General features: G+C 66.2%; 24 protein-coding genes. 13 read left to right on the top strand and 11 right to left on the bottom strand.

From position 1 onward, the window contains the following. Nucleotide 1 precedes the first annotated feature (1 nt). Entirely contained in the window at nt 2-400 is a 399-nt protein-coding gene (locus FPV16_RS00465; RefSeq protein WP_227435293.1) for a helix-turn-helix domain-containing protein, read from the bottom strand. A 464-nt stretch (nt 401-864) separates the two neighbouring features. On the opposite strand from FPV16_RS00465, the gene FPV16_RS00460 reads away from it, so the two are divergent. Together FPV16_RS00460 and FPV16_RS00455 are read left to right on the top strand one after the other, a co-directional pair. After that, nucleotides 865-1,224: an antibiotic biosynthesis monooxygenase family protein gene (locus tag FPV16_RS00460; RefSeq protein WP_227435292.1), complete on the top strand. Its 360-nt coding sequence runs from the start codon at nt 865-867 to the stop codon at nt 1,222-1,224. 740 nt (nt 1,225-1,964) lie between these two features. Next, nucleotides 1,965-3,470, top strand: coding sequence for an exopolysaccharide biosynthesis polyprenyl glycosylphosphotransferase (locus tag FPV16_RS00455; protein WP_227435290.1), 1,506 nt, complete (start codon nt 1,965-1,967; stop codon nt 3,468-3,470). Between the two features lie 19 nt (nt 3,471-3,489). On the opposite strand, the gene FPV16_RS00450 is transcribed toward FPV16_RS00455, so the two are convergent. Continuing rightward, complete coding sequence (locus FPV16_RS00450) at nt 3,490-3,984, bottom strand: Fur family transcriptional regulator (RefSeq protein ID WP_227435287.1); 495 nt, start codon at nt 3,982-3,984, stop codon at nt 3,490-3,492. Nucleotides 3,985-4,251: 267 nt separating this feature from the next. On the opposite strand from FPV16_RS00450, the gene FPV16_RS00445 reads away from it, so the two are divergent. After that, the gene (locus FPV16_RS00445; RefSeq protein WP_227435285.1) at nt 4,252-5,130 is read left to right on the top strand and encodes an ABC transporter ATP-binding protein; all 879 of its coding nucleotides are present in this window, start codon (nt 4,252-4,254) and stop codon (nt 5,128-5,130) included. A 38-nt stretch (nt 5,131-5,168) separates the two neighbouring features. Beyond that, complete coding sequence (locus tag FPV16_RS00440) at nt 5,169-5,993, top strand: metal ABC transporter permease (RefSeq protein ID WP_227435531.1); 825 nt, start codon at nt 5,169-5,171, stop codon at nt 5,991-5,993. Nucleotides 5,994-5,996: 3 nt separating this feature from the next. Here the strand turns inward: FPV16_RS00440 and FPV16_RS00435 are convergent, their stop codons facing one another. Continuing rightward, complete coding sequence (locus tag FPV16_RS00435) at nt 5,997-6,599, bottom strand: exopolysaccharide biosynthesis protein (protein WP_264483614.1); 603 nt, start codon at nt 6,597-6,599, stop codon at nt 5,997-5,999. A gap of 394 nt (nt 6,600-6,993) precedes the next feature. On the opposite strand from FPV16_RS00435, the gene bcsS (FPV16_RS00430) reads away from it, so the two are divergent. The 3 genes from bcsS (FPV16_RS00430) (at nt 6,994) to bcsS (FPV16_RS00420) (ending at nt 9,207) form a co-directional block, all read left to right on the top strand. Next, nucleotides 6,994-7,689 (top strand): cellulose biosynthesis protein BcsS, encoded by a 696-nt coding sequence (gene bcsS / locus FPV16_RS00430; RefSeq protein ID WP_227435282.1) that lies wholly within the window; start codon nt 6,994-6,996, stop codon nt 7,687-7,689. Between the two features lie 438 nt (nt 7,690-8,127). After that, on the top strand, nt 8,128-8,850 hold the full coding sequence (locus tag FPV16_RS00425; RefSeq protein ID WP_227435281.1) for a class I SAM-dependent methyltransferase: 723 nt from the start codon (nt 8,128-8,130) through the stop codon (nt 8,848-8,850). Nucleotides 8,851-9,051: 201 nt separating this feature from the next. After that, entirely contained in the window at nt 9,052-9,207 is a 156-nt protein-coding gene (gene bcsS / locus FPV16_RS00420; RefSeq protein ID WP_227435279.1) for a cellulose biosynthesis protein BcsS, read from the top strand. A 3-nt stretch (nt 9,208-9,210) separates the two neighbouring features. On the opposite strand, the gene FPV16_RS00415 is transcribed toward bcsS (FPV16_RS00420), so the two are convergent. Both FPV16_RS00415 and FPV16_RS00410 read right to left on the bottom strand, forming a co-directional pair. Continuing rightward, nucleotides 9,211-10,761, bottom strand: coding sequence for a cryptochrome/photolyase family protein (locus tag FPV16_RS00415; protein ID WP_319802208.1), 1,551 nt, complete (start codon nt 10,759-10,761; stop codon nt 9,211-9,213). Then, entirely contained in the window at nt 10,758-11,492 is a 735-nt protein-coding gene (locus tag FPV16_RS00410) for an SDR family NAD(P)-dependent oxidoreductase (protein WP_227435277.1), read from the bottom strand. Before FPV16_RS00410 ends, FPV16_RS00415 begins: the two co-directional genes overlap by 4 nt. A gap of 113 nt (nt 11,493-11,605) precedes the next feature. Between FPV16_RS00410 and FPV16_RS00405 the strand changes: the two genes are divergently transcribed. Together FPV16_RS00405 and FPV16_RS00400 are read left to right on the top strand one after the other, a co-directional pair. Beyond that, nucleotides 11,606-12,472, top strand: a complete 867-nt coding sequence (locus FPV16_RS00405; protein ID WP_227435275.1) for a formyltransferase family protein — start codon at nt 11,606-11,608, stop codon at nt 12,470-12,472. 12 nt (nt 12,473-12,484) lie between these two features. After that, nucleotides 12,485-12,646 (top strand): DUF2256 domain-containing protein, encoded by a 162-nt coding sequence (locus FPV16_RS00400; protein WP_187273466.1) that lies wholly within the window; start codon nt 12,485-12,487, stop codon nt 12,644-12,646. Nucleotides 12,647-12,662: 16 nt separating this feature from the next. Here FPV16_RS00400 and FPV16_RS00395 read toward each other — a convergent pair whose 3' ends face one another. The 4 genes from FPV16_RS00395 to FPV16_RS00380 are packed head-to-tail and all read right to left on the bottom strand — an operon-like array spanning nt 12,663 to nt 15,350. Then, nucleotides 12,663-13,256, bottom strand: coding sequence for an NTP transferase domain-containing protein (locus FPV16_RS00395; RefSeq protein WP_227435273.1), 594 nt, complete (start codon nt 13,254-13,256; stop codon nt 12,663-12,665). Continuing rightward, complete coding sequence (locus tag FPV16_RS00390) at nt 13,249-14,304, bottom strand: molybdopterin-binding protein (RefSeq protein ID WP_227435270.1); 1,056 nt, start codon at nt 14,302-14,304, stop codon at nt 13,249-13,251. The genes FPV16_RS00395 and FPV16_RS00390 overlap by 8 nt, the downstream gene beginning before the upstream one ends. Further along, the gene (locus FPV16_RS00385; RefSeq protein ID WP_227435268.1) at nt 14,301-15,017 is read right to left on the bottom strand and encodes an XdhC family protein; all 717 of its coding nucleotides are present in this window, start codon (nt 15,015-15,017) and stop codon (nt 14,301-14,303) included. Before FPV16_RS00385 ends, FPV16_RS00390 begins: the two co-directional genes overlap by 4 nt. A 9-nt stretch (nt 15,018-15,026) precedes the next feature. Further along, nucleotides 15,027-15,350, bottom strand: coding sequence for an XdhC family protein (locus FPV16_RS00380; RefSeq protein ID WP_227435266.1), 324 nt, complete (start codon nt 15,348-15,350; stop codon nt 15,027-15,029). Nucleotides 15,351-15,627: 277 nt separating this feature from the next. Here FPV16_RS00380 and FPV16_RS00375 point away from each other — a divergent pair, with 277 nt between their 5' ends. Further along, the gene (locus tag FPV16_RS00375; RefSeq protein ID WP_227435265.1) at nt 15,628-16,773 is read left to right on the top strand and encodes a branched-chain amino acid ABC transporter substrate-binding protein; all 1,146 of its coding nucleotides are present in this window, start codon (nt 15,628-15,630) and stop codon (nt 16,771-16,773) included. 318 nt (nt 16,774-17,091) lie between these two features. Then, nucleotides 17,092-17,364, top strand: coding sequence for a translation initiation factor IF-1 (gene infA / locus FPV16_RS00370; protein WP_018045296.1), 273 nt, complete (start codon nt 17,092-17,094; stop codon nt 17,362-17,364). A 352-nt stretch (nt 17,365-17,716) separates the two neighbouring features. Here the strand turns inward: infA and parC are convergent, their stop codons facing one another. Then, nucleotides 17,717-19,969 (bottom strand): DNA topoisomerase IV subunit A, encoded by a 2,253-nt coding sequence (gene parC, locus FPV16_RS00360; protein ID WP_227435263.1) that lies wholly within the window; start codon nt 19,967-19,969, stop codon nt 17,717-17,719. Nucleotides 19,970-20,022: 53 nt separating this feature from the next. Beyond that, nucleotides 20,023-20,763 (bottom strand): DNA repair protein RecO, encoded by a 741-nt coding sequence (recO, locus tag FPV16_RS00355; protein ID WP_227435261.1) that lies wholly within the window; start codon nt 20,761-20,763, stop codon nt 20,023-20,025. Nucleotides 20,764-20,906: 143 nt separating this feature from the next. On the opposite strand from recO, the gene FPV16_RS00350 reads away from it, so the two are divergent. Both FPV16_RS00350 and FPV16_RS00345 read left to right on the top strand, forming a co-directional pair. Continuing rightward, nucleotides 20,907-21,344 (top strand): hypothetical protein, encoded by a 438-nt coding sequence (locus FPV16_RS00350; RefSeq protein ID WP_227435259.1) that lies wholly within the window; start codon nt 20,907-20,909, stop codon nt 21,342-21,344. 58 nt (nt 21,345-21,402) lie between these two features. Beyond that, on the top strand, nt 21,403-22,119 hold the full coding sequence (locus tag FPV16_RS00345) for a gamma-glutamylcyclotransferase (RefSeq protein WP_227435257.1): 717 nt from the start codon (nt 21,403-21,405) through the stop codon (nt 22,117-22,119). Nucleotides 22,120-22,171 lie beyond the last annotated feature (52 nt).

Here is a 22,171-nt window from a genome sequence, read left to right as displayed (position 1 = left end):
TTCAAACAGTGGCAGGAGTCTCTAAACGCTTTCCCATCTTCGCTGCAGTCCGCACGATTGCCAGAACATCACGCCGGAGCTGGTCATCCTCGATCAGAGCGTAAGCCTGGAGCAGTTCGATCGCGCCGTGCGCACTCAGGAATCCGAACACCTCAGATTGTGTCCCTCCCGCGTCGTCTTCCTCAAAAAATGCCGAGACCGGCACCTCAAGGAGACGGGAAATCTCCCGGAGCCGGCCAGCGCCAACCCGGTTCTGCCCCTTCTCGTACTTCTGAACCTGCTGGAAGGTCACTCCGACGGCGGTCCCGAGGGCAGTCTGACTGAGGCCACGAGCCTTGCGCAGGGCCGTGATCCGCAACCCAACCAGGCGGTCGACATCGGTAGTTTGCTTGGGCATCATCTCTCGTTTCAGTGCTCAATACGGTCTTGGCTGGCTGTGTCGATCTCCGCAACCGACGCGTCATCGTCAATATGCCGCATTCGGTACGTTCGAAAGTTAAAAGACGGTGAACCTTCAGTCTCTCCGGCCCACCCGTGGAAGGGAAGGAATTTCCAGAAACGGCCAAGGAACCACGCGCAAAACCCTGCATCCAACGTGCGTGGAACCAGCTTGACCACAAACCAGGCAAGGATGGCAAGAGTGACTATAAACTCGCCGTCGCAAACGAGGACGGCCCGACCTCGGCTTCACAACGACGGAAGGGAATCGCGCTTATCTCCACAAGCTCTATGACAGGAATGTCGTTATTTTAATACGGAATTATGAGATGTTTCCTGTCATTTTTAAATCATGATATCGCAGCCTAGAATATCGTGCGGACGGCCGGCCGCCCCACGCTTCCGGCCTCACGAGGAAGGTGCTCAATGTTTATCGCCATGAATCGATTCAAGGTAGTTCCGGACGCAACGACAGAATTCGAACAGGTTTGGCTTGGGCGGGACAGCCAACTCGGCGAAATGGAGGGCTTCGTCGAGTTCCAGCTGCTTCGCGGCCCGTCCTACGAAGATCATGTGCTGTATGCGTCGCATACCGTCTGGGCTTCCAAATCGGCTTTTGAGGCCTGGACCCGGTCGGAGCAGTTCCGCAAAGCGCATAGCCGCGCGCCGACCACGAAGCCTCTCTATCTCGGCCATCCGCAATTCGAAGGGTTCGAGCCGATCCAGACCCTGAGCAAGACGCAGGACGGCTCTTCGGCGGAGCGGCATTCCGAAGCGGTGGCCTGATCGACCTCGCCATCCGGCGGCATCCTCTACTCCACGCCACCCGAAGGGGATGCCAACCTCGCCGCGAGGCCGAGGGCGGCTTTCCTATGCGTTGTTCAGTCTTGAACGGCCAACCTAACGTCGCCGCGCCGAACTGCGAGCGCAGCGACAACCTGATCCCGCATCACCAGAGGGGGCTCGGGCGTCACGCGCGCCACGGTCGTCCGGGCGAGGCCGAGGGGCGTGGTCGTCCAGAGCTCGAGGGCCTATCCTGTACGGCGCCTTTCATCCGCGATGGCATCATGGTGCGGCGATGGCGCATCGGCGGAACCGTCATGGACCATCGGTTTGGCAGAAGAGGGCGTGACGGCATACCGGCCGCCCGGACTGGACCACCACGGCCCGGCGGCATCGGCTCGCAGCGTACCGAACTCTCGGAAGGGTTGAGCCGGCAAAGCCCTTACCGCGATCCCTGGCGAGCCGCCGCTCGGTGAGGCAGATCTCCCCATCGGCGGACACGCAGGACCTTCCGGTCGATCCCGATAGAGTTCACGCTCCCCTGCGTGGGGCGACAGCCGTCGCGGCGTGGTCGCCGAGCCCGTAGGCTCTCCCGATGCGCGGCCCTTCGACCAGCGAGGTGAAGGTTCGGCACGAAGCCGGCGGGTCCGAGGTTTGCGGTTGGACGGGCATGAGGATGGCCGGATGGGACAATGTCCCATTCCGGCACAAACCAAGTCTCACCCCGGTACACAGCGCCCCAGATGTTCCAGCAACGTCTTCCCGAGATCTACCAGAGCCTGCCCTCCGCGCGCGACACGCGACGCAACGCATGGGCGTCCGTCCTTCCGCGGCGGTGGCGCGGTGCGATCCGCTTCGGGCTGTCCACGGCTCTTGCCGTCTCCGACCTCGTCGCGATCCTCGTCACGGCCTACCTAGTGGAGGCGATCTACTACGAGTTCACCTTCGACCAGCAGATCGCGACGGGCATGACCGGGAGCTTTCAGCTGGCGGGCCTCGTGGCCGTCTTCGTTCTCCTGACCAACCTCGTGCGCGACGAGTACAGCATCGAGACGCAGTTGACCCGCGGCCTTCACCGCCGCCGCATGGCGAGTCTCTGGCTCGCCGCATGGGGGATCGTGCTCGTCGTCGGCTTCGCCACCAAGACCACGACCGACTTCTCGCGCGCTGTGGCGATCGGCTTCTTTCTGACGGGCTTGCCGGCCCTGTACCTGTCCCGTCTTGTCATCGTGGGCCTCGTCCGTCAGACGATGTCCTCCGGCTCACCGTCGATCAGTCGCATTCACCTCGTCGGATTCGACGAGGACATTGCCAGCTTCCACGCCAACAACGACGCGCAGGCCCTGAATCTGCGGGTCATAGGGACCAGCTACCTGCGTCGCGTGGATCCGCGGGAGGATGCGTCGGTGCGGCAGGCACAGATGTCGGAAGACCTCGACCTCGCGGTCTCGGTCGTGCGGTTCCTGCGTCCGGACGACGTCTTCATCCTGGTCCCCTGGACGGATGCGGCGGATATTGAGCGCTGCGTCGACGCGTTCCTGCGCGTCCCCGCTGCCCTTCACCTCCGTCCGGGTTCGGTCATGGACCGCTTTCCAGATCTCAAGCTCGCACGGGTGGGACGGCTGTCGGGCATCAATATCGGCCGCCGGCCGCTCACGTTCGGCGAGATCGCCCTGAAGCGCGGCCTCGACGTCGTCCTGTCGGCCATCGCGCTGGTGTTGCTCGCACCGCTCCTCGCGTCCATCGCCCTCTTGATCAAGCTCGATAGCCCCGGACCGGTGTTTTTCCGCCAGCGCCGCTACGGCTTCAACCAGCAGGCCTTCGGCGTGTTCAAGTTCCGCAGCATGAAGACCGAGCAGAACGCCGTCTTCCGGCAAGCAACCCGCAACGATTCGCGGATCACCCGGATCGGCGCCATCCTGCGGCGGACGAATCTCGACGAGCTGCCTCAGCTCATCAATGTCCTCCTGGGAGAGATGTCCCTGGTGGGTCCGCGCCCCCATGCCCTCGCCCATGACCGCAGCTTCGAACGGCGGATCGCGCTCTATGCCCGCCGCCACAACGTGATGCCCGGCATCACCGGCTGGGCCCAGGTCAACGGCCTGCGCGGCGAGACCCTCACCGATCTCGACATGGAGCGGCGCGTCAACCACGACCTGCATTACATCGACAATTGGTCGGTCTGGCTCGACATCCAGATCATGATCCAGACCATCGCCTCGCGGCGGGCTTATCGCAACGCGCGCTGAGCCTTTCGCACCGGCTCTCCTACGGGTTCCGTTCGTGGCCGAGGCAGGCGCCGCATTCGCCCTCCACTTCGAGGATCCGGCTCGACGGTTTGAAGCCGGCTTTCGCCAAGGTTTTGTCGAGCTGGTCGTCCACCTCCGGTGAGGTCGTCTCGTCGATGCTGCCGCATGTGCGGCAGATCAGGAAAACGAGGCCGACCCCCTCGCCATGCTGGTGCCCGCAGGAGACGAAAGCGTTGCGGCTGGCAATACGGTGGACGAGACCGTTTTCCGTGAGAAAGTCGAGGGCGCGGTAGACCGAGACGGCTGCGACCCGACGCCCCTGACCGCTGAGCCGCTCCGCAATGTCGTAGGCGCCCAGCGGCTTGGACTCGGTCGCTACCGCTTCGAGGACGTCCCGCCGCAGCCGCGTGAATTGCAGATCACGCTCGGCGCAGAGACGCTCCGCGCGCGCGAGCGCGTCCGTGGCGTTGCCACAGCAGGCGCCGTGATCGTGGACGGCACTATGGTCGTGCACGCCATCCTCCCCTGATCGCCGGTCGATGTGGTCCGGCACGTTGAACTGATGCGATGTTACAGTGTATCAGCACCAGAGATAGTTCGCCGCTCCCGTTCGGACAATTCCGCCCCTTCCTGGTACCCGAACCGCTGTGACGCGTCCTCCCCAGATCAAACCCTCCCCCCGTCGTTCCCTGTTCCAGGCCGGCGCCGCCTCACGAATAATCATCGCCGCGATCCTGTCCGGGCTGGTCTGGGGGGCGATCTTCTGGGCCATGGCATAACGATGACACACGCCCTCGCGGGGCAAGCCCCCGTTCAGCCCGGCGCCATCGCGTTGCGTGGATTGACGCTCGGCTACGACCGACATCCCGCCGTGCATCACTTGGACGGGACGATCCCCGCCGGAGCCCTCATGGCCCTCGTCGGACCCAACGGCGCCGGCAAATCGACCCTGCTCAAAGGAATCATCGGAGAGATCCGCTGCCTCGACGGCCGGATCGACCGGCCCGGCGGCGCCGATGCCATCGCCTACCTGCCCCAGGCCGGCGAGATCGACCGCAGCTTTCCCCTGAGCGTCCTCGACCTCGTGGCGATGGGACGCTGGCGCCGCCTCGGCTTCTGGCGCAGCGCGCTCCCCGACCGCCGAACGCTGGTCAGCGCCCTCTCGGCGGTAGGTCTCCTCGGTTTCGAGGATCGGCTGATCGGCACCCTGTCGGGCGGCCAGTTCCAGCGCGCCCTGTTCGCGCGTCTCATCGTGCAGGACGCCCGCATCATCCTCCTCGACGAGCCGTTCACCGGGATCGACGGACGTACCACCGCCGACCTGATCACCCTGATCCGCGGATGGCATGCGGAGGGCCGCACCATCGTTGCCGCCCTTCACGATTTGCACCAGGTCAAGGCGCATTTTCCGACGACGCTGCTTCTGGCTCGCGAGCCGGTGGCTTGGGGCGCCACGGAGACGGTGCTGACCCGGGAAAATCTCGCGCGCGCCCAGGCCCTGTCCGAGGCCTGGGACGAGGACGCCGCCATTTGCGGGCGCGGCGAGGGCCATCATCACGCACCGCCCCCTTCCGGCGGCGAGCACCGGCACGCCCAGGATCATGACCATTCCCATGGTCACGCCCACGATCATCGACACGACCACGGACACGCCGCGTGATCGATCTTCTGTTCGGCCCCTTCATCGAGTTCGGCTTCATGCGCCGGGCGCTGGCCGGCTGCTTCGCGCTCTCGCTCTCGGCCCCGCCGGTGGGGGTCTTCCTCATGCTGAGGCGCATGAGCCTGATGAGCGACGCCATGAGCCACGCGATCCTGCCCGGCGCCGCGGTCGGCTTTCTGGTCGCCGGCCTGTCGCTACCGGCGATGACCATCGGCGGGCTCGCCGCCGGCCTGTTCGTCGCGCTGCTCGCCGGCATCGTCACCCGGACGACGTCGATCAAGGAGGATGCGAGTCTCGCCGCCTTCTATCTGATCTCCCTGGCGGCCGGCGTCCTGCTCGTCTCCCTGCGCGGCTCCCAGATCGATCTCCTGCACATCCTGTTCGGGACGGTTCTGGCCCTCGACGATCCGGCGCTCATGCTCCTCGGCGGGATCGCCACCGTGACGCTGTTCGCCCTTGCCGCGCTCTACCGCCCCCTCGTCATGGAATGTGTCGACCCGCTGTTCCTGCGCACGGTCAGCCGTGCCGGCGGGCCGGTGCATTACGCCTTTCTCGGGCTCGTGGTGATGAACCTCGTGGGAGGCTTCCAGGCCCTCGGGACGCTGCTCGCGGTGGGGCTGATGCTGCTGCCGGCGATCACCGCGCGGTTCTGGGCGGCCGACCTGTCGGGCCTGATCCCCATGGCAATGGTGGTGGCGATGGTGTCGAGCTTTGCTGGGCTCACCGCCTCGTATCGCGCCGACCTGCCCACGGGCCCTGCGATCGTGCTGGCGGCGGGAAGCCTCTATCTCGTCTCGCTCCTGTTCGGACCGAGGGGCGGCCTCGTCTGGCGCCTGTTCAGACCGCGCCACCTCGAAGGCTGAATTCTACAGGTTGAACAGGCTCATGAGGCCCGAGACGATGGCGTAGACGAAGCCGGCGTTCAAAAGCACGCCGATCGCACCGACGCCGAGCCCCATGACGACGAGCAGCCCATCCCGCTCGACGAGGCCGAGGCCGACGAGGCAGATCGCCAAACCGAGGGGAATCTGCCCCACCAGGGGCGCCGCCACGACCAGAGCCAGGGACAGTGTAAGGAGGATCAGCCCCACCGTCCGCAGGCCGAGCCCGGTTTCGAACAGACTCATGCGCGGGCGCGACCAGCGCTCGAGTCGCCGGAGCAGCGGCACCGCGCGCTTGGCGGCCCGCTCCACGTCGCTCCGAGCGATCGAGCGACGCAGGAGTGCACGCGGCAACCATGGCGACGACATCCCTGCCGTGATCTGCACGGCCACGAGCAGCAGCAGCAGGCCGCAGACGAGCGGGATCGGCGGCGGCATTGGCAAGCAATTCGGCAGGCCGAGAATGACGACGAGCAGCGCGAAGGCACGGTCCTTCAGCACCGCGACGATGTCGCCGATGGTCAAGCGATCCGTCTCCTGTGCCGCGAGCACCGTGAGAACTTCGGACGTTCGAGCAGCTGGTGACAAGAAAACTCGGCCTTTGGCGACGGTCCTGCCGCGGGCTCTATCCTAGTCCCCGCCCAACGCCAACCGAATCAGCGCCGGCCTCCATGCGGCATCGCGGGTCCGCCGTCGCGAGCACGGTCCATCCACGCCAGCGGCTGCTGCCTGCATGCCCCATATCTCAGGTTAGAACGATACATCCTGACGTGTCACGACAACGGCTGATGACATGACTATTGGCCATTACGGATACGGGCGGGTCGCATTGGCGCACTACCCACAGTCTAATTTTGATTCGACAGTACAACTTCCCATACGAGACCGTACACTCGCCCCTTGGCCAGACGGGGCATGAATGGACGTGGGAGGACCGGCGAGATCGACGATACGATCACTGCATTCGGGTCATCCGACACTCATGTGCTGTGCCACCCTCTGCCTTGGCGTCGTCTTCGGCTCGGCCCGAGCGGAAGAGGGCTCGGTCTCGGCTTTGATCTTCGGCAGTCTCGATGCCGGAGCGTCGTCCTTCATCACGGGTGGCGCGAAGATCACGTTCGACGGGCATGATCGGGACGGTTTCGCCATCCTGGCCAGTGGTGGCGCCGGCGCGAGAGTCGAGCGTGGTCCGTCGATACGGGGCGTCTCCACGGGTCAAACCCGTCTGACGGCCCTCGGCGCGGTGCTCGCCGGATACCAATGGTTCCACGATTGGGGCGTCGTCGCCGCCTTCGCCGGACCCGAGGGAAGCATGGAGGTGGAGCGGAACGTCCTCGGCACAATGGTGCTGCCCGCCCAGTACGGCATCAGGCTCCACGGAGAGGTCTGGGCGCGGCCGACGGAGGAAACGCTCCTAACCGCCACAGCAATCCTCGGCTCGACGCGCCAGAGCGCTTGGGTCCGCCTTGCCTGGGGTTACGACGTGCTCGGTGCCTATCTCGGCCCGGAGGCTGCCCTCTACGTGGATGGGACCGGCTATTCCAAGCTCGGGATCGGTGTCCACGCCACCGACTTCCGCATCGGCGACGTGAGCTTCCGAGCATCCCTCGGCTACCAGACCGAAACCGATGGCGGGGGAAGCCCCTACGTCACCCTCAGTGTCTGGCAGCCCTGGTGAGATTCAGGGCGGGGCCGAGCGCATTTCCGGCCCGTCCAGGAAGCGTGCGGCATCGGCCGTGATCTCGCTTCGTCGCGACCCGTTCGCAGACAGCGAAGAAAACTGCAATTGGCAAGGCAGCACCGCGGCGCTTAATTGCATTGCGCCTGAGCGAGCCGAGCGAAACACGAGCCTACCCTGATGTTGGCGCAACCAGGTAGAGCCATATGCTTCCTCTCCATTCACAAAGACACAACTGAATCTGCTTGGCAGATTGCACCTCTTGGCCGCCTTGCGCTAGAGAACAGCTGAAAGCCCAGCAAACTCATGGGACGGAGCGGCGTATTGCAGGCATTTAAATCTATTGTTCAGTTAATATTTAAAACATATCATGACAGAATAAAGTCAAATTTAAAGCCCGAATATCTCTTCAGAAACAGGCCATCTTAGGAAATTATCATGAATAACGCGCTGGTTAATAAAGTTTTTATTAAAGAAATATCGCCTCGCGATACTATGCGCGACGATAAAGGCGACGACGAATATTTTCGCATTGGCCGAAATGCGATGCTAAAATGCAAAAATTTCCTAGACGGTCAATCACCAGCTAGGATCATTGACTTTCCGAGCGGGTACGGTCGCGCCCTACGCTGGTTCAAGCATGAGTGGCCAGAGGCGGAACTTTTTGCAGTCGAGACTGACGGCCATGCCCTTGAGTTCACTACCGAGAGATTTGGTGCCACGCCCATTCAAGCTCATCCTCGCCTGGAGATGCAGATCCCCGGCGACGCCGATCTGATTTTCACGGGATCACTTCTGACTCATTTTGATGAGTGGCAGTGGGATCGCTTCCTTGAAATGACCATTAATGCTCTTAAGCCTGGAGGTGTTCTCGTTGCGACGATCCACGGACGCGTTAACGCCCTGCTCTTGAAGGATTACCCAACTATTTACGGCGAGATAATTGATGGGCGATCGTTATATGCCCAGTACGTGAAAACAGGCTTTGCCTATCAGCCATACGATAAGAACTATCCTGAGTTCGGAGTGTCATTATCGTCACCAGAATGGGTTTTCCGAAAAATTCAGCGTCTGCCTTTCGCAAAAGTCATCGCGTTTGAGGAACAGGGTTGGGGGCAAGATATTATCGCTTTTCGCAAAAACGAATGGTCGATGATTTAAGTAACTGTCTATTATCTGCACGTAGCATTTCACATTTAGAAGATAATTACACTGCTTTTATTTGAATAGATCGAAATTTCACCATCTGTGCACCAAAAGCCTCCTCGCTCAGGCCAAAATCGGACGATTAAAGCGGAAGGAACAGATCCAGAGATTCCATCGGCATAAGTCGCCCTGGGGTCTCCAAAAACAGCCCTCTACGTGGATGGGACCGGCTATTCCAAGCTCGGGATCGGTGTCCACGCCACCGATTTCCGCATCGGCGACGTGAGCTTCCGAGCATCCCTCGGCTACCAGACCGAAACCGATGGCGGGGGAAGCCCCTACGTCGCCCTCGGTGTCTGGCAGCCCTGGTAAGATTCAGGGCGGGGCCGAGCGCATTTCCGGCCCGTCCAGGAAGCGTGCGGCATCGGCCGTGATCTCGGCCCTTCGGCGCTCTCCCAACCCGTCGAGGGTACGGTAGGGCATGGCCAGCCTTGGGTTTCCTGCCAGGCGCTCCGCATTCTCGATGAGGAAATTCCAGTAGAGGTAGTTGAACGGACAGGCGCCCTCGCCGGCTTTCGCCGCCACATCGTAGGTGCAGTCCCGGCAGTAATCCGACATCCGGTTGATGTAGGCGCCGGAAGCCGCATACGGCTTCGAGCCCATAACGCCGCCATCCGCCCACAGGACCATGCCGTGGACATTGGGCAGTTCCACCCAATCGTAGGCATCGGCATAGACGACGAGATACCATTCCTCCACCTGCGCCGGTTCGAGCCCGGCCAGCAGGGCGAAGTTGCCCGTCACCATCAGCCGCTGGATGTGATGGGCGTAGGCATGGGTGCGGGTATCGGCAACGCATTGCGCGAGGCAGTTCATGCGCGTCTCGCCCGACCAGTAGAACCACGGCAGGTCGCGCTTGGCGGCAAGGACGTTGGTCTCGGCGTAGGCCGGCATCCTGGCCCAGTAGAGTCCCCGGACGTATTCGCGCCATCCAAGGATCTGACGGATGAAGCCTTCGACGCAGTTGAGGGGGGCCGCACCCTCGTCATAGGCGCGGGCCGCCGCCCGGCAGACCTCTTCCGCCGTAAGCAGGCCCGCATTGAGCGCGGGTGAGAGGAGGGCATGGTAAAGGAAGGGCGCGCCCGTCTTCATCGCATCCTGGTAATCGCCGAATTGCGGCAGGCACTCGTCCAGGAAATGCTTCAGGGCGGTGAGGGCGTCACGACGCGTCACCGGCCAGCGGAAAGCGTCGAGATCCCCGAAATGGTCGGCAAAGCGGTCCGATACGAGGGCGATGACCTCGGACGTGATCGCGTCGGGCGCAAAACCGGGGCGTTCCGGGGAACTGTGCCCCCGCGGCAGCTTCTTGCGGTTGTCGTGGTCGAAGTTCCACTGGCCGCCCACCGGCTCGCCGTCCTTCATCAACAGGCCGGTGCGCTTCCTCATGCCGCGATAGAAGGTCTCCATCCGCAAGGCATGTCGTCCCTCGGCCCAGCGCGCGAAATCCGCGCGCGGGCAGAGGAACCGGTTATCCTCTCGGATCTCGACGGGCATCGACAGGTCATCGCGCCAGCCCTGCATCATCTCCCAGACGCGCCACTCGCCGGGCTCGGTGACGACGATTCCATCGGGTTCGTGCCGCGCGACCGCCCGTTGGAGTTCGCCGGTGAACGAGTCGGTGTTACCCGGCGCGTCGAGGCGCACGTAATCGACGGTGACGCCCTCGGCCTCCAGATCGGCCGCGAAATGGCGCATGGCCGCGAACAGGAAGGCGATCTTCTGCTTGTGGTGGCGGACATAGGTCGCCTCGTCCCGCACCTCCACCATGAGTACGATATCGGAGTGCGGGTCGAGATCGGTGAGGGAGGAGACGCGCCGGTGAAGCTGGTCACCGAGGACGAAGCGGAGGGTGCGCAGAGACGTCACCCCTTCGTCCGCAGGGTCGAGCGACCGCCATCCGCACCGATGACCTGCCCGGTGATCCAGCCGGCTTCCGCCGAGACGAGGAAGGCGGCCAGCGCGCCGATATCGTCGGGCGTGCCGAGCCGCTGCAGGGCGTGCATGGACGCGATCCCCGACGCCAGCGTCTCGTTGCCGGTGATGGCGGCGGCGAGCGGCGTGCGCGTCAGCGAGGGCGCGACCACGTTGATCCGGATATGAGGGCTCAGCTCGGCGGCGAGGGACAGGGCGAGCCCTTCCACGGCGCCCTTGGCCATGGCAACGGAGGCATGGGCCGCGAACCCCTGCGCCACCGCGACGGTGGAGAACAGGGCGACGCCCGCTCCGGTCTCGCCCGCCCCCGCCTTAAGCGCTGGCGCCGCAGCCTGGAGGGCCAGGAGAGCGCCAAGCGCGTTGAGCTTGAAATCCGTCACCGCGTCGTCGGCGGTCAGCTTCGCCAGCGGCTTCAGGTTGATGGTGCCGACCGCGTAGACGAGCCCGGCCAAAGTCTCGCCCGCCTCTCGCGTCACCGTGGCGAAATGGGCGGGGTCCATGACGTCACCGACCGTGAAGGTGGTCTCCCCGAGGACGGCGGCGGCCTCCTCGAGCCGCCCGGCATCGCGCGCCGCCAGATGCAGCGGGATACCGCGCTTGCGCAGGGCCCGCGCCGTGGCCATTCCAATGCCGCCGGTTCCTCCGTAGATCACAACCCGATTCATGACCGCTCCCATTCCGTACCGGATCGGTTAGGTAAGGCGGGCGACGCGACCGTGGAGCCCGTGAGGCACCATCCGTAGAGTCGCATGCCTCGCCACCACGCCTGGGGATCTTCATGAAGTTTGCCTTCGCCGGCATCGATTTCCTCGGCGGCGTATTTGAAGCGCTCGTGGAAGCCGGATGGACGCCGATCAAGTTGTTCACCCGGCCCTGCGACGGACTCTACGATCACAACGAGGCGGTCGTGGCCCGGAGCCGCCGGCACGGCATCCCGATGCAACTCTCGCGGATCAAGCTCGCGGATCTCGACGCCCTGACGCAGACCCACGGGACGGACTGGACCCTGGTGGTGGCCGGGTATCCCTGGCTCATCCGGGGCTGGCGCAACCGGGCCGGCTACGCCCTGAACTTCCACCCCTCCCCGTTGCCGGTCGGGCGCGGCCCATACCCCCTGTTCAAGGCGATCACCGACGCTCGCACCGACTGGGGCGTGACCGCGCACGTGTTGGCCGAGGAAGGATTCGACACCGGCGACATCCTCGCGCAGGAAACCTTCGCCATGGCACCGCAGGAGACCCACGAAACCCTGCTCGCCAAATGCCAGATCGCAGCCCGGCGGCTGGCCTCGGGGCCGATCGCGCGCGACCTGCCGGCGCGCTGGCAGGCGGCCCGTGCTCAGGGCGAAGGCTCCTACTGGCCCCGCGTGACGGATGCGGACAGGACCCTCGACTTCCGCTGCGATGTCGAGGCGATCCTGCGGCGGATGCGGGCCTTCGGCACGATCGAGACCATCGCACGGCTCGGCGAGAACCGGGTCTTCGTCGCGGCGGCGGAGGGCTGGCGCGAGCCGCACCGCCACTCCCCCGGCACGATCGTCCACCGCTACCGCCGCCACGTCGTCGTCGCCGCCCGCGACGGTTTCATCCAGATCACCCGCTGGAGCCCGGTTGCCGTCGCAGATGTCGGACAGCTCGGAAGATAGGACGAGGCTCCCATGCCGCGCATGCGCAAGAAGGCGGATCTGCCCACCAAGGTCTGCGCCACCTGCGGCAAGCCTTTCGCCTGGCGCAAGAAATGGGAACGGGTCTGGGACGAGGTCCGCTATTGCTCCGACCGGTGCCGGAACGAGGCGAAGCGGCCGGGCAAGGCCTCCTGATCAAAAGGCCTCCTGATCAGGCGCGGGCGGCAGCGATCAGGGCGGCCTGCGTATCGATATCGAGGGTGACCGCCGCATCCATTTCCAGTTCGACGACGTCCGTCCGCGCCGCGAGGAGACGACCGGCGCCCTGATCTCCGGTGAGCGACGCCAGATCGTGCGCGAGGAGGGGGCGATGGAGGAGAACCGGGTTTCCGCGCACGCCGCGATGGACCGGAACGATGGCGGCCGGTGCCGGGTCGGCAGCCAGGAAGGCCTCGACCAGGGAGGCGAGGTGGCTGGGCCGGATACGGGGCATGTCGCCAAGCATCACGATGACGGCCGACGCCTCCGGCACGGCGTCGAGCCCGCATCTTAGGGAAGTGGACAAGCCCTCGGCATGGGCCGGGTTGTCGACGATCCGCAGGTCGAGGCCGGCCAGCGCCTGCCGGACCGCAGCGCCATGGGCGCCGAGAACCACCGCCATCGGCCCGAGTTTCGCCGCGACCGCAGTCTCGGCCGCGTGGCGGACGAGCGGCTTGCCGTTGAGCAGTGCGAGCAGCTTCGCAGCCTCACCGAAACGCGTTCCGCGGCCCGCGGCGAGGAGGACGATGCCGATGGTCTCAGGCATCCTCCGCCGTGCTTTCTTCCGACGTGCCTTCCTCCAACGTACTGTGCCGCCCCGATCTCGGCTGGGGCCGAGATACGATCTCCATGAGCAGCCCGCCGACACCGAGCCCGACGATGTCGGCGCGGCTGACCACGAGGCCGGCCAGAAGACGGTGGAGCACCCAGTCGAACCCGTTCTCGGCGGGTGAGCGCGCGCAGCCGGGCGCACCGATCACCGGAACCTCGCCGCGACGGCCGACGAGGAGCAGGTTGCCGGGATCGACGGGCATGCCGAAATGCTCCACCTCCCCGCCCGCCGCCTCGATGCCGGCGGGGATGACATCGCGCCGGTCGGCGATGGCCGAGGCGCCGAACACCACGACGAGATCGCATCCGTCGCGGTCGATGGCCTTGCGGATGGCGGTCGCCACCGCGTTGGCCTCGTGCGAGACCCGAAGGTCGGAGGCGATCCCCGCTCCGGTCGGCCCCAGCCGGCGTTCCAGGTTGCGCAGGGTCTTGACGACGGTGGTCTCCTTGAGCCCCGGCAGCAGGGTGGAGACGACACCGACCCGGAAACGGCGATAGGGCATGACCGTGAGGGACGCCGGCGTCGCGATCCCGCACGCTCGGTCGAGGGCGGATCCGGACACGGCATAGGGAATGATCTTGACCGTCGCCACCATCTCGCCCGGACTCACCGGCCGGAACGGTGGCAGGGTCGCGAGCGTGATCGCCTCGTCCACCGCGTTCACCGCGTCGATGACGGAACGGTCGATCATCAAAATGCCCGCCACCTCCGCCTGAAGGTTGCACCGTCCGGTGAAGGCGGGTCCGGTGGAGAGACCCGCGCCCGCCACCCGACCGGCGAGGCGGGCGGCGGCCTCGTCCTCGCCGACATCGCCCGTCTCGAGGGTCACCGCCACCACGCTATCGAGACCGGCCTCGGCGAGGCGACGCGCGTCCTCGCCCCGGATCGGCCGCCCCTTACGGACGATCACGTCATCGGCCCGCAGGGTATGGGCAGCGATGAGCCCCGCAGCCTGCGTGATCGCGACCGAACCGAACTTCACGCGGGACCTCCACCTTTGACGGCACGCGGACCGCCGCCGCGCAGGGCGGAGACGATCTGCGCCAGGATGGAGACGGCGATCTCGGCCGGGCTCACGGCGCCGATGTCGAGGCCGATCGGCGCCTCGATCCGGGCGATCTGCTCGGGTAAGAGCCCGGCCTGCGACAGGCGTTCGACCCGCGCGGCATGGGTCTTCCGCGAGCCGAGGGCGCCCACATAGAAGCACTCGGCTTTCAAAGCCGCGATCAGTGCGGGATCATCGATCTTCGGATCATGCGTTAGGGCGGCGACGGCGCAATAGCGGTCGAGGGGCGGCACGGGGCCGGCCAGGGCCTCGTCGGGCCAGAGGGGCACGAGGGGAACCTCGGGAAAACGCTCGGGCGTGGCGAAAGCCGTCCGCGGGTCGATGACGCTCACGGACAGGTCGACCGCCGCCGCCATCGGGCAGAGCGCCTGGCTGATATGCACCGCTCCGATCAGGACGAGCCGCACGGCGGGCACCTGCACGGTGAGGAAGAACTGCCGCCCCTCTGCCTCGACGAGGCCACTCTTCCCCGAAGCGAGGCGTCGCGCCAGGATGTCGGCGAGGGGATCGGCCGGGATCTCGGCCTCTCGGACCACGCGCTGGGTGCCGTCGTCGAGATCGGTGACGAGCATTGCGGCGCGGCGCGCGGCACGTTCGACGTTGAGGGCATGGAGGGAATCGAGCTTCATGACGCCGCTTCAGTCGATGCGTTCGACGAAGACGCGGATGCGCCCGCCGCAGGAGAGACCGACCCGCCAGGCGGTCTCGTCGGCGACGCCGAACTCGATCACCCGGGGCCGTCCGTCGGCGATGGCGTCCAGCGCCTCCGTGATGACGGCCCCCTCGACACAGCCCCCCGAGACCGAACCGAGGAAGTTGCCACCCTCATCGACGACGAGGTGGCTGCCCACCGGGCGGGGCGCGGAGCCCCAGGTTTCGACCACGGTGGCGAGCGCCACGCCGCGCTCGCTGCGGCGCCACGCCTCGGCCGCGTTGAGGATATCGGTTTCGGTGGAGAGCATGGGACACTCCGCGCGCTGTGCGTCCAGGGCATGACGGCACTCACGCAACGCCGCCTCGGGGAGATAGGCTCCGGTGCCCACGGCGCAATGCGCAGGCGAGGCCCATGCCACGCCCGGCTGCCATGCCCGGCCCCCGAAGCGTGCCAACCGGCACGCCGGGATCGCCCAATCGATCGCACCGCGGAAGGGCGCCCCATGTCGATCGGGCCGCGCCAATTGCGTCAGGCCGCGCTATGGAGGGGGAGCGGCTTCTCGCCGACCATCCGGGCCTCGCACCATGAGACGCATTTTTCCTGCGGTCGCCATACCCCTCCTCACTGCGCTGGCTGTCGCCGCATCCGGCGCCGTCGCTCAGAGTCCGGCCCAGGCTCCGGTCCGGATCGGCCTGTCGCTCCCTCTCACCGGACCGGATGCCGCCTTCGGACAGGGGCTCCGGGCGGGAGCCGAACAGGCGGTAGCGGATCTCAACCGCGCGGCCGGCCCAACGGGCCGTAAGCTCGCCCTCGTGGTGGCCGACGATGCCGGCGACGGCAGGCAGGGGCTCGCGGTCGCGCGGAAGTTCATCGCGGATCGGGTTCCCCTCGTCGTCGGACCGTTCAACGCCACCGTGGCGTCCTCGGTCCTGCCGATCTACGAGGAGGCGGGGATCGTCGCGGTGACGCCCGGCATCGCCTGGCCTGCCTTGACCACGCGTGGGGCCTGGAACGTCTTCCGTATCGGCGGCAGTGACGCCGAGCAGGGGCCGATCGCGGCCACCTATCTCCTCGCACGTTTCCGCGGGCGGCGGATCGGCTTCGTTCACGACAAGAGCACGTTCGGGCGCAGCCTCGTCGACGATGTCGCCCGCATTCTCAAGGCGAACGGACAGGCGGAGACGGCTTTCGAGAGCCTCAACCGCGGCGACAGGGACCTGTCGTCCCTCGTCGCCCGCCTGAAACGCGCACAGGTCGAGGTCGTCTATTTCGGCGGCCTCGCGCCGGAAGCCGGCCAGCTGATCCGCTCCCTACGCGAAGCGGGCCTCGCCATTCCCCTCGTCGGCAGCGACGGACTGCTCGACAAGGATTTCGTCACAGGGGCCGGCCAAGGCGCCGAGGGGACGGTGATGACCCTCCTGCCGGAGCCGAGAAAGCTGCCCGACCCCAAGGGCGTGGCGGCGAGGCCGAGGACGCCGGAGGCCGACATGGTGGCGGCGCAGGGCTATGCGGCGGTGGAGATCCTCAGACAGGCCGTGGAGCAGGCAAAGTCGAGCGAGGGCCGCAAGGTCGCGGATTTCCTGCATGGCGGCGCACCGCTCAGGACCGCCATCGGCGAGATCGCGTTCGACGCCAAGGGCCAGCCCAAGGCGCCCGGCTATGTGCTGCAGGTCTGGAAGAAGACGCCGGACGGCCGCATCGATTACGCCGGCAACGCCGTGACGCCCTGAGACGGGCGGCCCGCATATCGCCGCCGGCTCGGGAAGGCCGTACTCACCACAGATGCAGCCTCAGCTCGCGGAACCGGGCAGTTGAAGCACCCCCGACACTGTCGGGCTATCAGGACAGCGTGTGATTTTCTGTCGACGGGAAAGCGTTCCCGGCGGTAAAAGCTTGCTTACGGGACGCGTGAACATTATGTCGTGCCAACGCTCGCCGGTGTTGCGCATCCGATGGGATCGGACCCGCCGCCCGCAGCGTTTTGCCGAACGGCTATGTTTTTGGTGTCCCGGAATGCCCCGTTCTGGCGTTCCGGCTGGAGAGTGTGGATGGCGAAAGAAGAGTTGATGCAGTTCGACGGTCTCGTGATCGAGATCCTGCCGGACGCACGCTATCGCGTGCAGCTCGACCAGGGCCACGAGATCGTGGCCTACACGGCCGGCAAGATGAAGAAGAACCGCATCAAGACTCTGGCCGGCGACCGCGTCACCGTCGAGATGTCCCCCTACGATCTCGAAAAGGGTCGCCTCGTGTTCCGTCACAAGGACGAGCGCTCCTCCGGCCCGCGCCCGCCGATCCGCGGACAGTTCCGCCGCCGCTGAGCGAGAGCGCTGACGGACATCGTGTCTGTCCGCTAGGGACCGAGGATCTTAACGAAGGCAGCGCCAGCGCCGAAGAACGCGGCTCCGGCAGCCATGCCGGACAATGCGATCTGCCAGGGGCAAGCATACGGTCGCGATCCAGCTTCAGTGCTTCGGCCATGAGTTTTTTCTGCTCGGCGACGAATTTCTCGCTCTCTTCGCGCGCCCGCCGAATACGGCCGAGTTGCTCTTCGAGATCGGGCGTCAGCGGGCTTACGGCGTCGGCCATCCGGATACTCCTTCGTCACGCGACCACCCGATAAACATCGTCGCAGCACCAGCGCGGATCAAGCCGCGATGGTGAGTTCGGCATCTACTTCCCGAAACGCTCAAATTTCGGGAAGCTGCGGGTCATCAGCGTGCCAGCCTCGGCCCGGTGGCCCATCCACTTCTCCAGCAGGGCCGCGTTGGCGAGCCGCTCCTGGCCGGCGCTGTCGCGCCAGGGCAGGCCCTCGGCGAGGGTGAAGACGTGGGCGTCGGTGAGCGTGCTCTGGCGGCAGCGCTGGAGGCGCACGCCCTTGCCGCGCGACAGTTCCGGCAGTTCGGAGACCGGAAAGACCAGCAGCAGCCGGTCGGCGCTGGAGACCGCGACGTGGTCACCGGTGCTCGCGGTCACGAGGAGGATGGCCCGGGCCGGCTCATCGAGACCCATGATGCCCTTGCCCTTGCGGGTATTGGCCACGAGTGCGTCGGCGGGGGCGAGGAAGCCGCGCCCGTCCGAACCCGCCATGAGGAGCTTGCCACCGGGCTGATACGGCAGGGCGGCGACGATCTCGGCGCCGTCGTCGAAGTCCACCATCAGCCGGATCGGATCGCCGAAGCCGCGCCCACCCGGAAGCTTCGCCGCTTCGAGGGTGAACACCTTGCCGTTGGAGGCGAGCACGAGGATCTTGGCCGTGGTCTCGCTCAGGAACGAGATCTTGAGGGCGTCGTCGCCCTTGAAGGCCACGCCCGACAGATCGGCGACATGCCCCTTAAGGGCGCGGATCCAGCCCTTGGCCGAGACGATGACGGTGATCGGCTCGCGCTCCACCATGGCGGAGGTGAAGTCGATCCCGGCGGTATCGGGCGGGTTCTCCAGGGTGGTGCGACGGGCACCGAGCTTGGTCTCGGGCCCGAAGGCCTTCTTCACCGCCCGGATCTGCTTGGTGATGTCCGACCATTGCATCTTCTCGGAGCCGAGCAGCTCTTCCAGCCCGTCCTTCTCCTTGGTCAGCGTGTCGAACTCGCGCTTCAGCTCCATCTCCTCCAGTTTGCGCAGGGAGCGCAGGCGGGTGTCGAGGATGGCGTTGGCCTGGAGTTCGGTGAGTTCGAACCGCTTCATCAGGGACGGTTTCGGCTCGTCCTCCTCGCGGATGATGCGGATCACCTCGTCGAGATCGAGATACACGATGAGCAGGCCGCCGAGGATTTCGAGGCGGCGCTCGATCTGCGCGAGGCGGTGGCGCGAGCGGCGCTGGAGCACGACGCGGCGATGGTCGAGCCATTCGCGCAGGGCCTCGGCGAGCCCGATCACGCGCGGGACGAGACCACCCACCAGAACGTTCATGTTGAGGGGGATGCGGGCTTCGAGCTCGGTGAGCCGGAACACCGATTCCATGAGGATCACCGGATCGACGCTGCGCGAGCGCGGCTCCAGCACGACGCGGACGTCCTCGGCCGATTCGTCGCGCACATCGGCGAGCAGCGGCAGCTTCTTCTCCTGCAGGAGTTCCGCGAGCTTCTCGATGAGCCGGGCCTTGGGAATGCCGTAGGGGATCTCGGTAACGACGATGGTCCAAGTGCCGCGCCCCGTATCCTCCTTCGCCCAGCGCGCCCGCACGCGAAAACTGCCGCGCCCGGTGCGGTAGGCCTCGGCGATCGACTCGGCACTGTCGATGAGGATGCCGCCGGTGGGGAAATCCGGCCCCTTCACGAAGGTGAGGAGCTGGGCCGAGGTCGCCTCGCGATGGCCGATGAGATAGAGCGCCGCGTCGCAGAGTTCGGCCGCGTTGTGGGGCGGGATCGAGGTGGCCATGCCCACCGCGATGCCCTGGGAGCCGTTGGCGAGCAGGTTCGGGAAGGCTGCCGGCAGGACGATGGGCTCGTCCTTCTCGCCATTGTAGGAGGGCCGGAAATCGACCGTGTCCTCGTCGATCCCGTCGAGCAGAAGGCGCGCCACTTCCGTCAGCCGCGCCTCGGTGTAACGGTAGGCGGCGGGGCCGTCGCCGTCGATATTGCCGAAATTGCCCTGGCCATCCACCAGCGGATAGCGCTGGGCGAAGTCCTGTGAGAGGCGCACCAGCGCGTCGTAGATCGCCTGGTCGCCGTGGGGATGGAAATCACCCATCACGTCGCCGACGATCTTCGCGCATTTCTTGAAGGCGGTGTTCGGGTCGAGCCGGAGCAGCCGCATGCCGTAGAGGATGCGGCGATGGACGGGTTTGAGCCCGTCGCGGGCGTCCGGCAGGGCCCGGTTCATGATGGTGGAGAGCGCATAGGCGAGGTAGCGCTCTTCCAGCGCCGACTTCAGCTCGACGCTCTCGATGCCGTCGGATCCCGATGGCGGATCGAAGGGCTGGCCCATGACGAACTCCCGGGCCGGACATGGCCCAAATCAGAACATAACGCGAACGTGACTTAGGCGCTCTGCGTCCCCAACGCAACGAATCGCGCCCGCTCCGCCGGAGGGGCGATGGCGCGCGGTCCCCAGATGTGCTGGTCGAGGAAATACCCCGTCAAGGTAAACCCATTGGCAACATCGCGCTCGTCGGGCGGCATGAAGCCGGTCCGGCCGCTCTCCCGGTTGAGAAGGAAGCCCGGCAACGCCAGCAGTCTGTCCCGGAAGGGCTCCCCGGCCGAGGCGCTGACGGCCCGCCCGGTCCTCGGCGAGACGTAGATCAGCGCATCGTTGCCCCCCGTGGCGGCACAGGCGCTGAGATCGAGCCCGAAGCCGAGCTCGGACAGGATCGCGAGTTCGAACCGTATCATCAGGAGCGGCGCGATCACCCGGTCGTCGAGATGGGCGACGAGGATGCGGGCTGCCTCATAGACGGCGGGGTGGGGATCGCGCTCGGGCAGGAGGCGCAGGAGCGCGGCCATGTGGGTCACCCCGTAAAGGGCGAGGCCGGAGCCCATGAGCCGCGCGGCGGCGGATTCGAGGGGCTCCACCACGAAGGCGCCCAGGCTCTCGTCGAGGCGCGCCCGCCAGGTCAGCCGGACGTGATTGCCGGTCTGCAGCACCGGCTGCATCCGGCGCGAGCGGCCGCCATGGACGAGGCCGAGATGACGGCCGTGGTCCAGGGTCATCACTTCGAGGACGACGCTGGTCTCGCCCTGCCTGCGCAGCCCCAGCACCACGCCGTCGTCGGTCCATTGCATGGCCCCTTCCTTAGAGCGCGGAGGGTGCGTTGGAAACGGCCCGATCATTCCACTCGAGCACGCGGATTGCATCGGCTATATTGTTCCCGCGGCCCGTGTCCGACGCTATGCTTCCTGTTCCCCTCATCCGAGATTCGACAACCATGCCCGTCTCGCCGCGCGCTCGCACGGACCGCGCACCGTCCCGCTGCGCAGTCGGCGCGTGGCTGGGCCTCGTCGCCGTCGTGCTGGCCGGGTGCGGGCGGCCCGATCCGGCGCCCGCGCCCGGCGCGACCTTCACGATGCGCGAGCGGGTGGCCGCCCTGGCCCTGCGCCAGAGCGGCTTCGGGTCGATCTCGGTGATCCCGGTCCGGTTCGAGCACAGCCGCATCGCCGGACCGTTCCAGGATGACGGCCGCACCCTCTATTGCGTGTCCGCCCGGATGATGGGCCGCCGCTTCCTCAAGGGCGAGAAGGCCAAGGCCGTCATCCGCGAGGAGACTGGCAAGCTCAGCATCCTCGAGGATGTCTGGGAGGTCTGCGAGGGCCACCGGACGGAGCCGTTCAGGGAGCTGGAGGCGCTGGGGAACGCGAAGGGCTGAGGATACCCATTGTTCGGACGACTTGCCCGGACCGGCTGGTGATGCTCCGATACGGGCCATGCCGCATCGCCCCCTCTCGCTCACCCTCGATCTCATCGCCCGCGCCCATCCGACTCCCGTCGCCGACGATGCGAGCGCCCTGCATCTCCTCACCGATCTCGATCTCGCGCCCGGCCTCGACCGGATGCTCCACGGCAGGCCGAGGCAGGGGGACGGGCTCTGGGTGTTCGGCTACGGCTCGCTGATCTGGCAGCCGGAATTCGCCGTGGCCGAGCGGCGCACCGGCACGGTGCGGGGCTATCACCGGCGCTTCTGCCTGTTGCAGCGGCGATTTCGCGGAAGCCGCGACCGGCCGGGTCTCGTCCTCGCCCTCGACCGGGGCGGCATCTGCCGGGGAATCGTGTTCCGCCTAGAGGGCATCGACCCGGCCGCGACCCTGATGCCGGTCTGGCGCCGCGAGATGCGCGGCAGCGGCTACGAGGGGCGCTGGGTCACGGTGGAGACGGCAACCGGCCCGGTCACCGCGCTGACCTTCGTCGTCAACCGCGCCAGCGACCGCTACACCGGCCGCCTCACCGAGGAGGAGATCGCCGACCGGATCGCCACCGGCGCGGGGCATCTCGGCCCGAGCGCGGAATACCTCTACCGCACGGCGCAGGCCTGCGCCGAGGCCGGCATTCTTGACGACCATCTCTGGCGGCTGCAGCGCCTCGTGGCCGAGCGCCTGGAAACGGGCCACCGGCGGGACCCGGGACCCCGCCTCGCGGCGCTCTAACGGAACCGCCACGTCCAGCATGGCTTTTGCTTGGCAGGCGCCAATCCCGGTT

Source organism: Methylobacterium sp. W2, from assembly GCF_020662345.1.
GTDB lineage: Bacteria > Pseudomonadota > Alphaproteobacteria > Rhizobiales > Beijerinckiaceae > Methylobacterium.
This window is presented reverse-complemented; position numbering and strand designations above follow the sequence as displayed.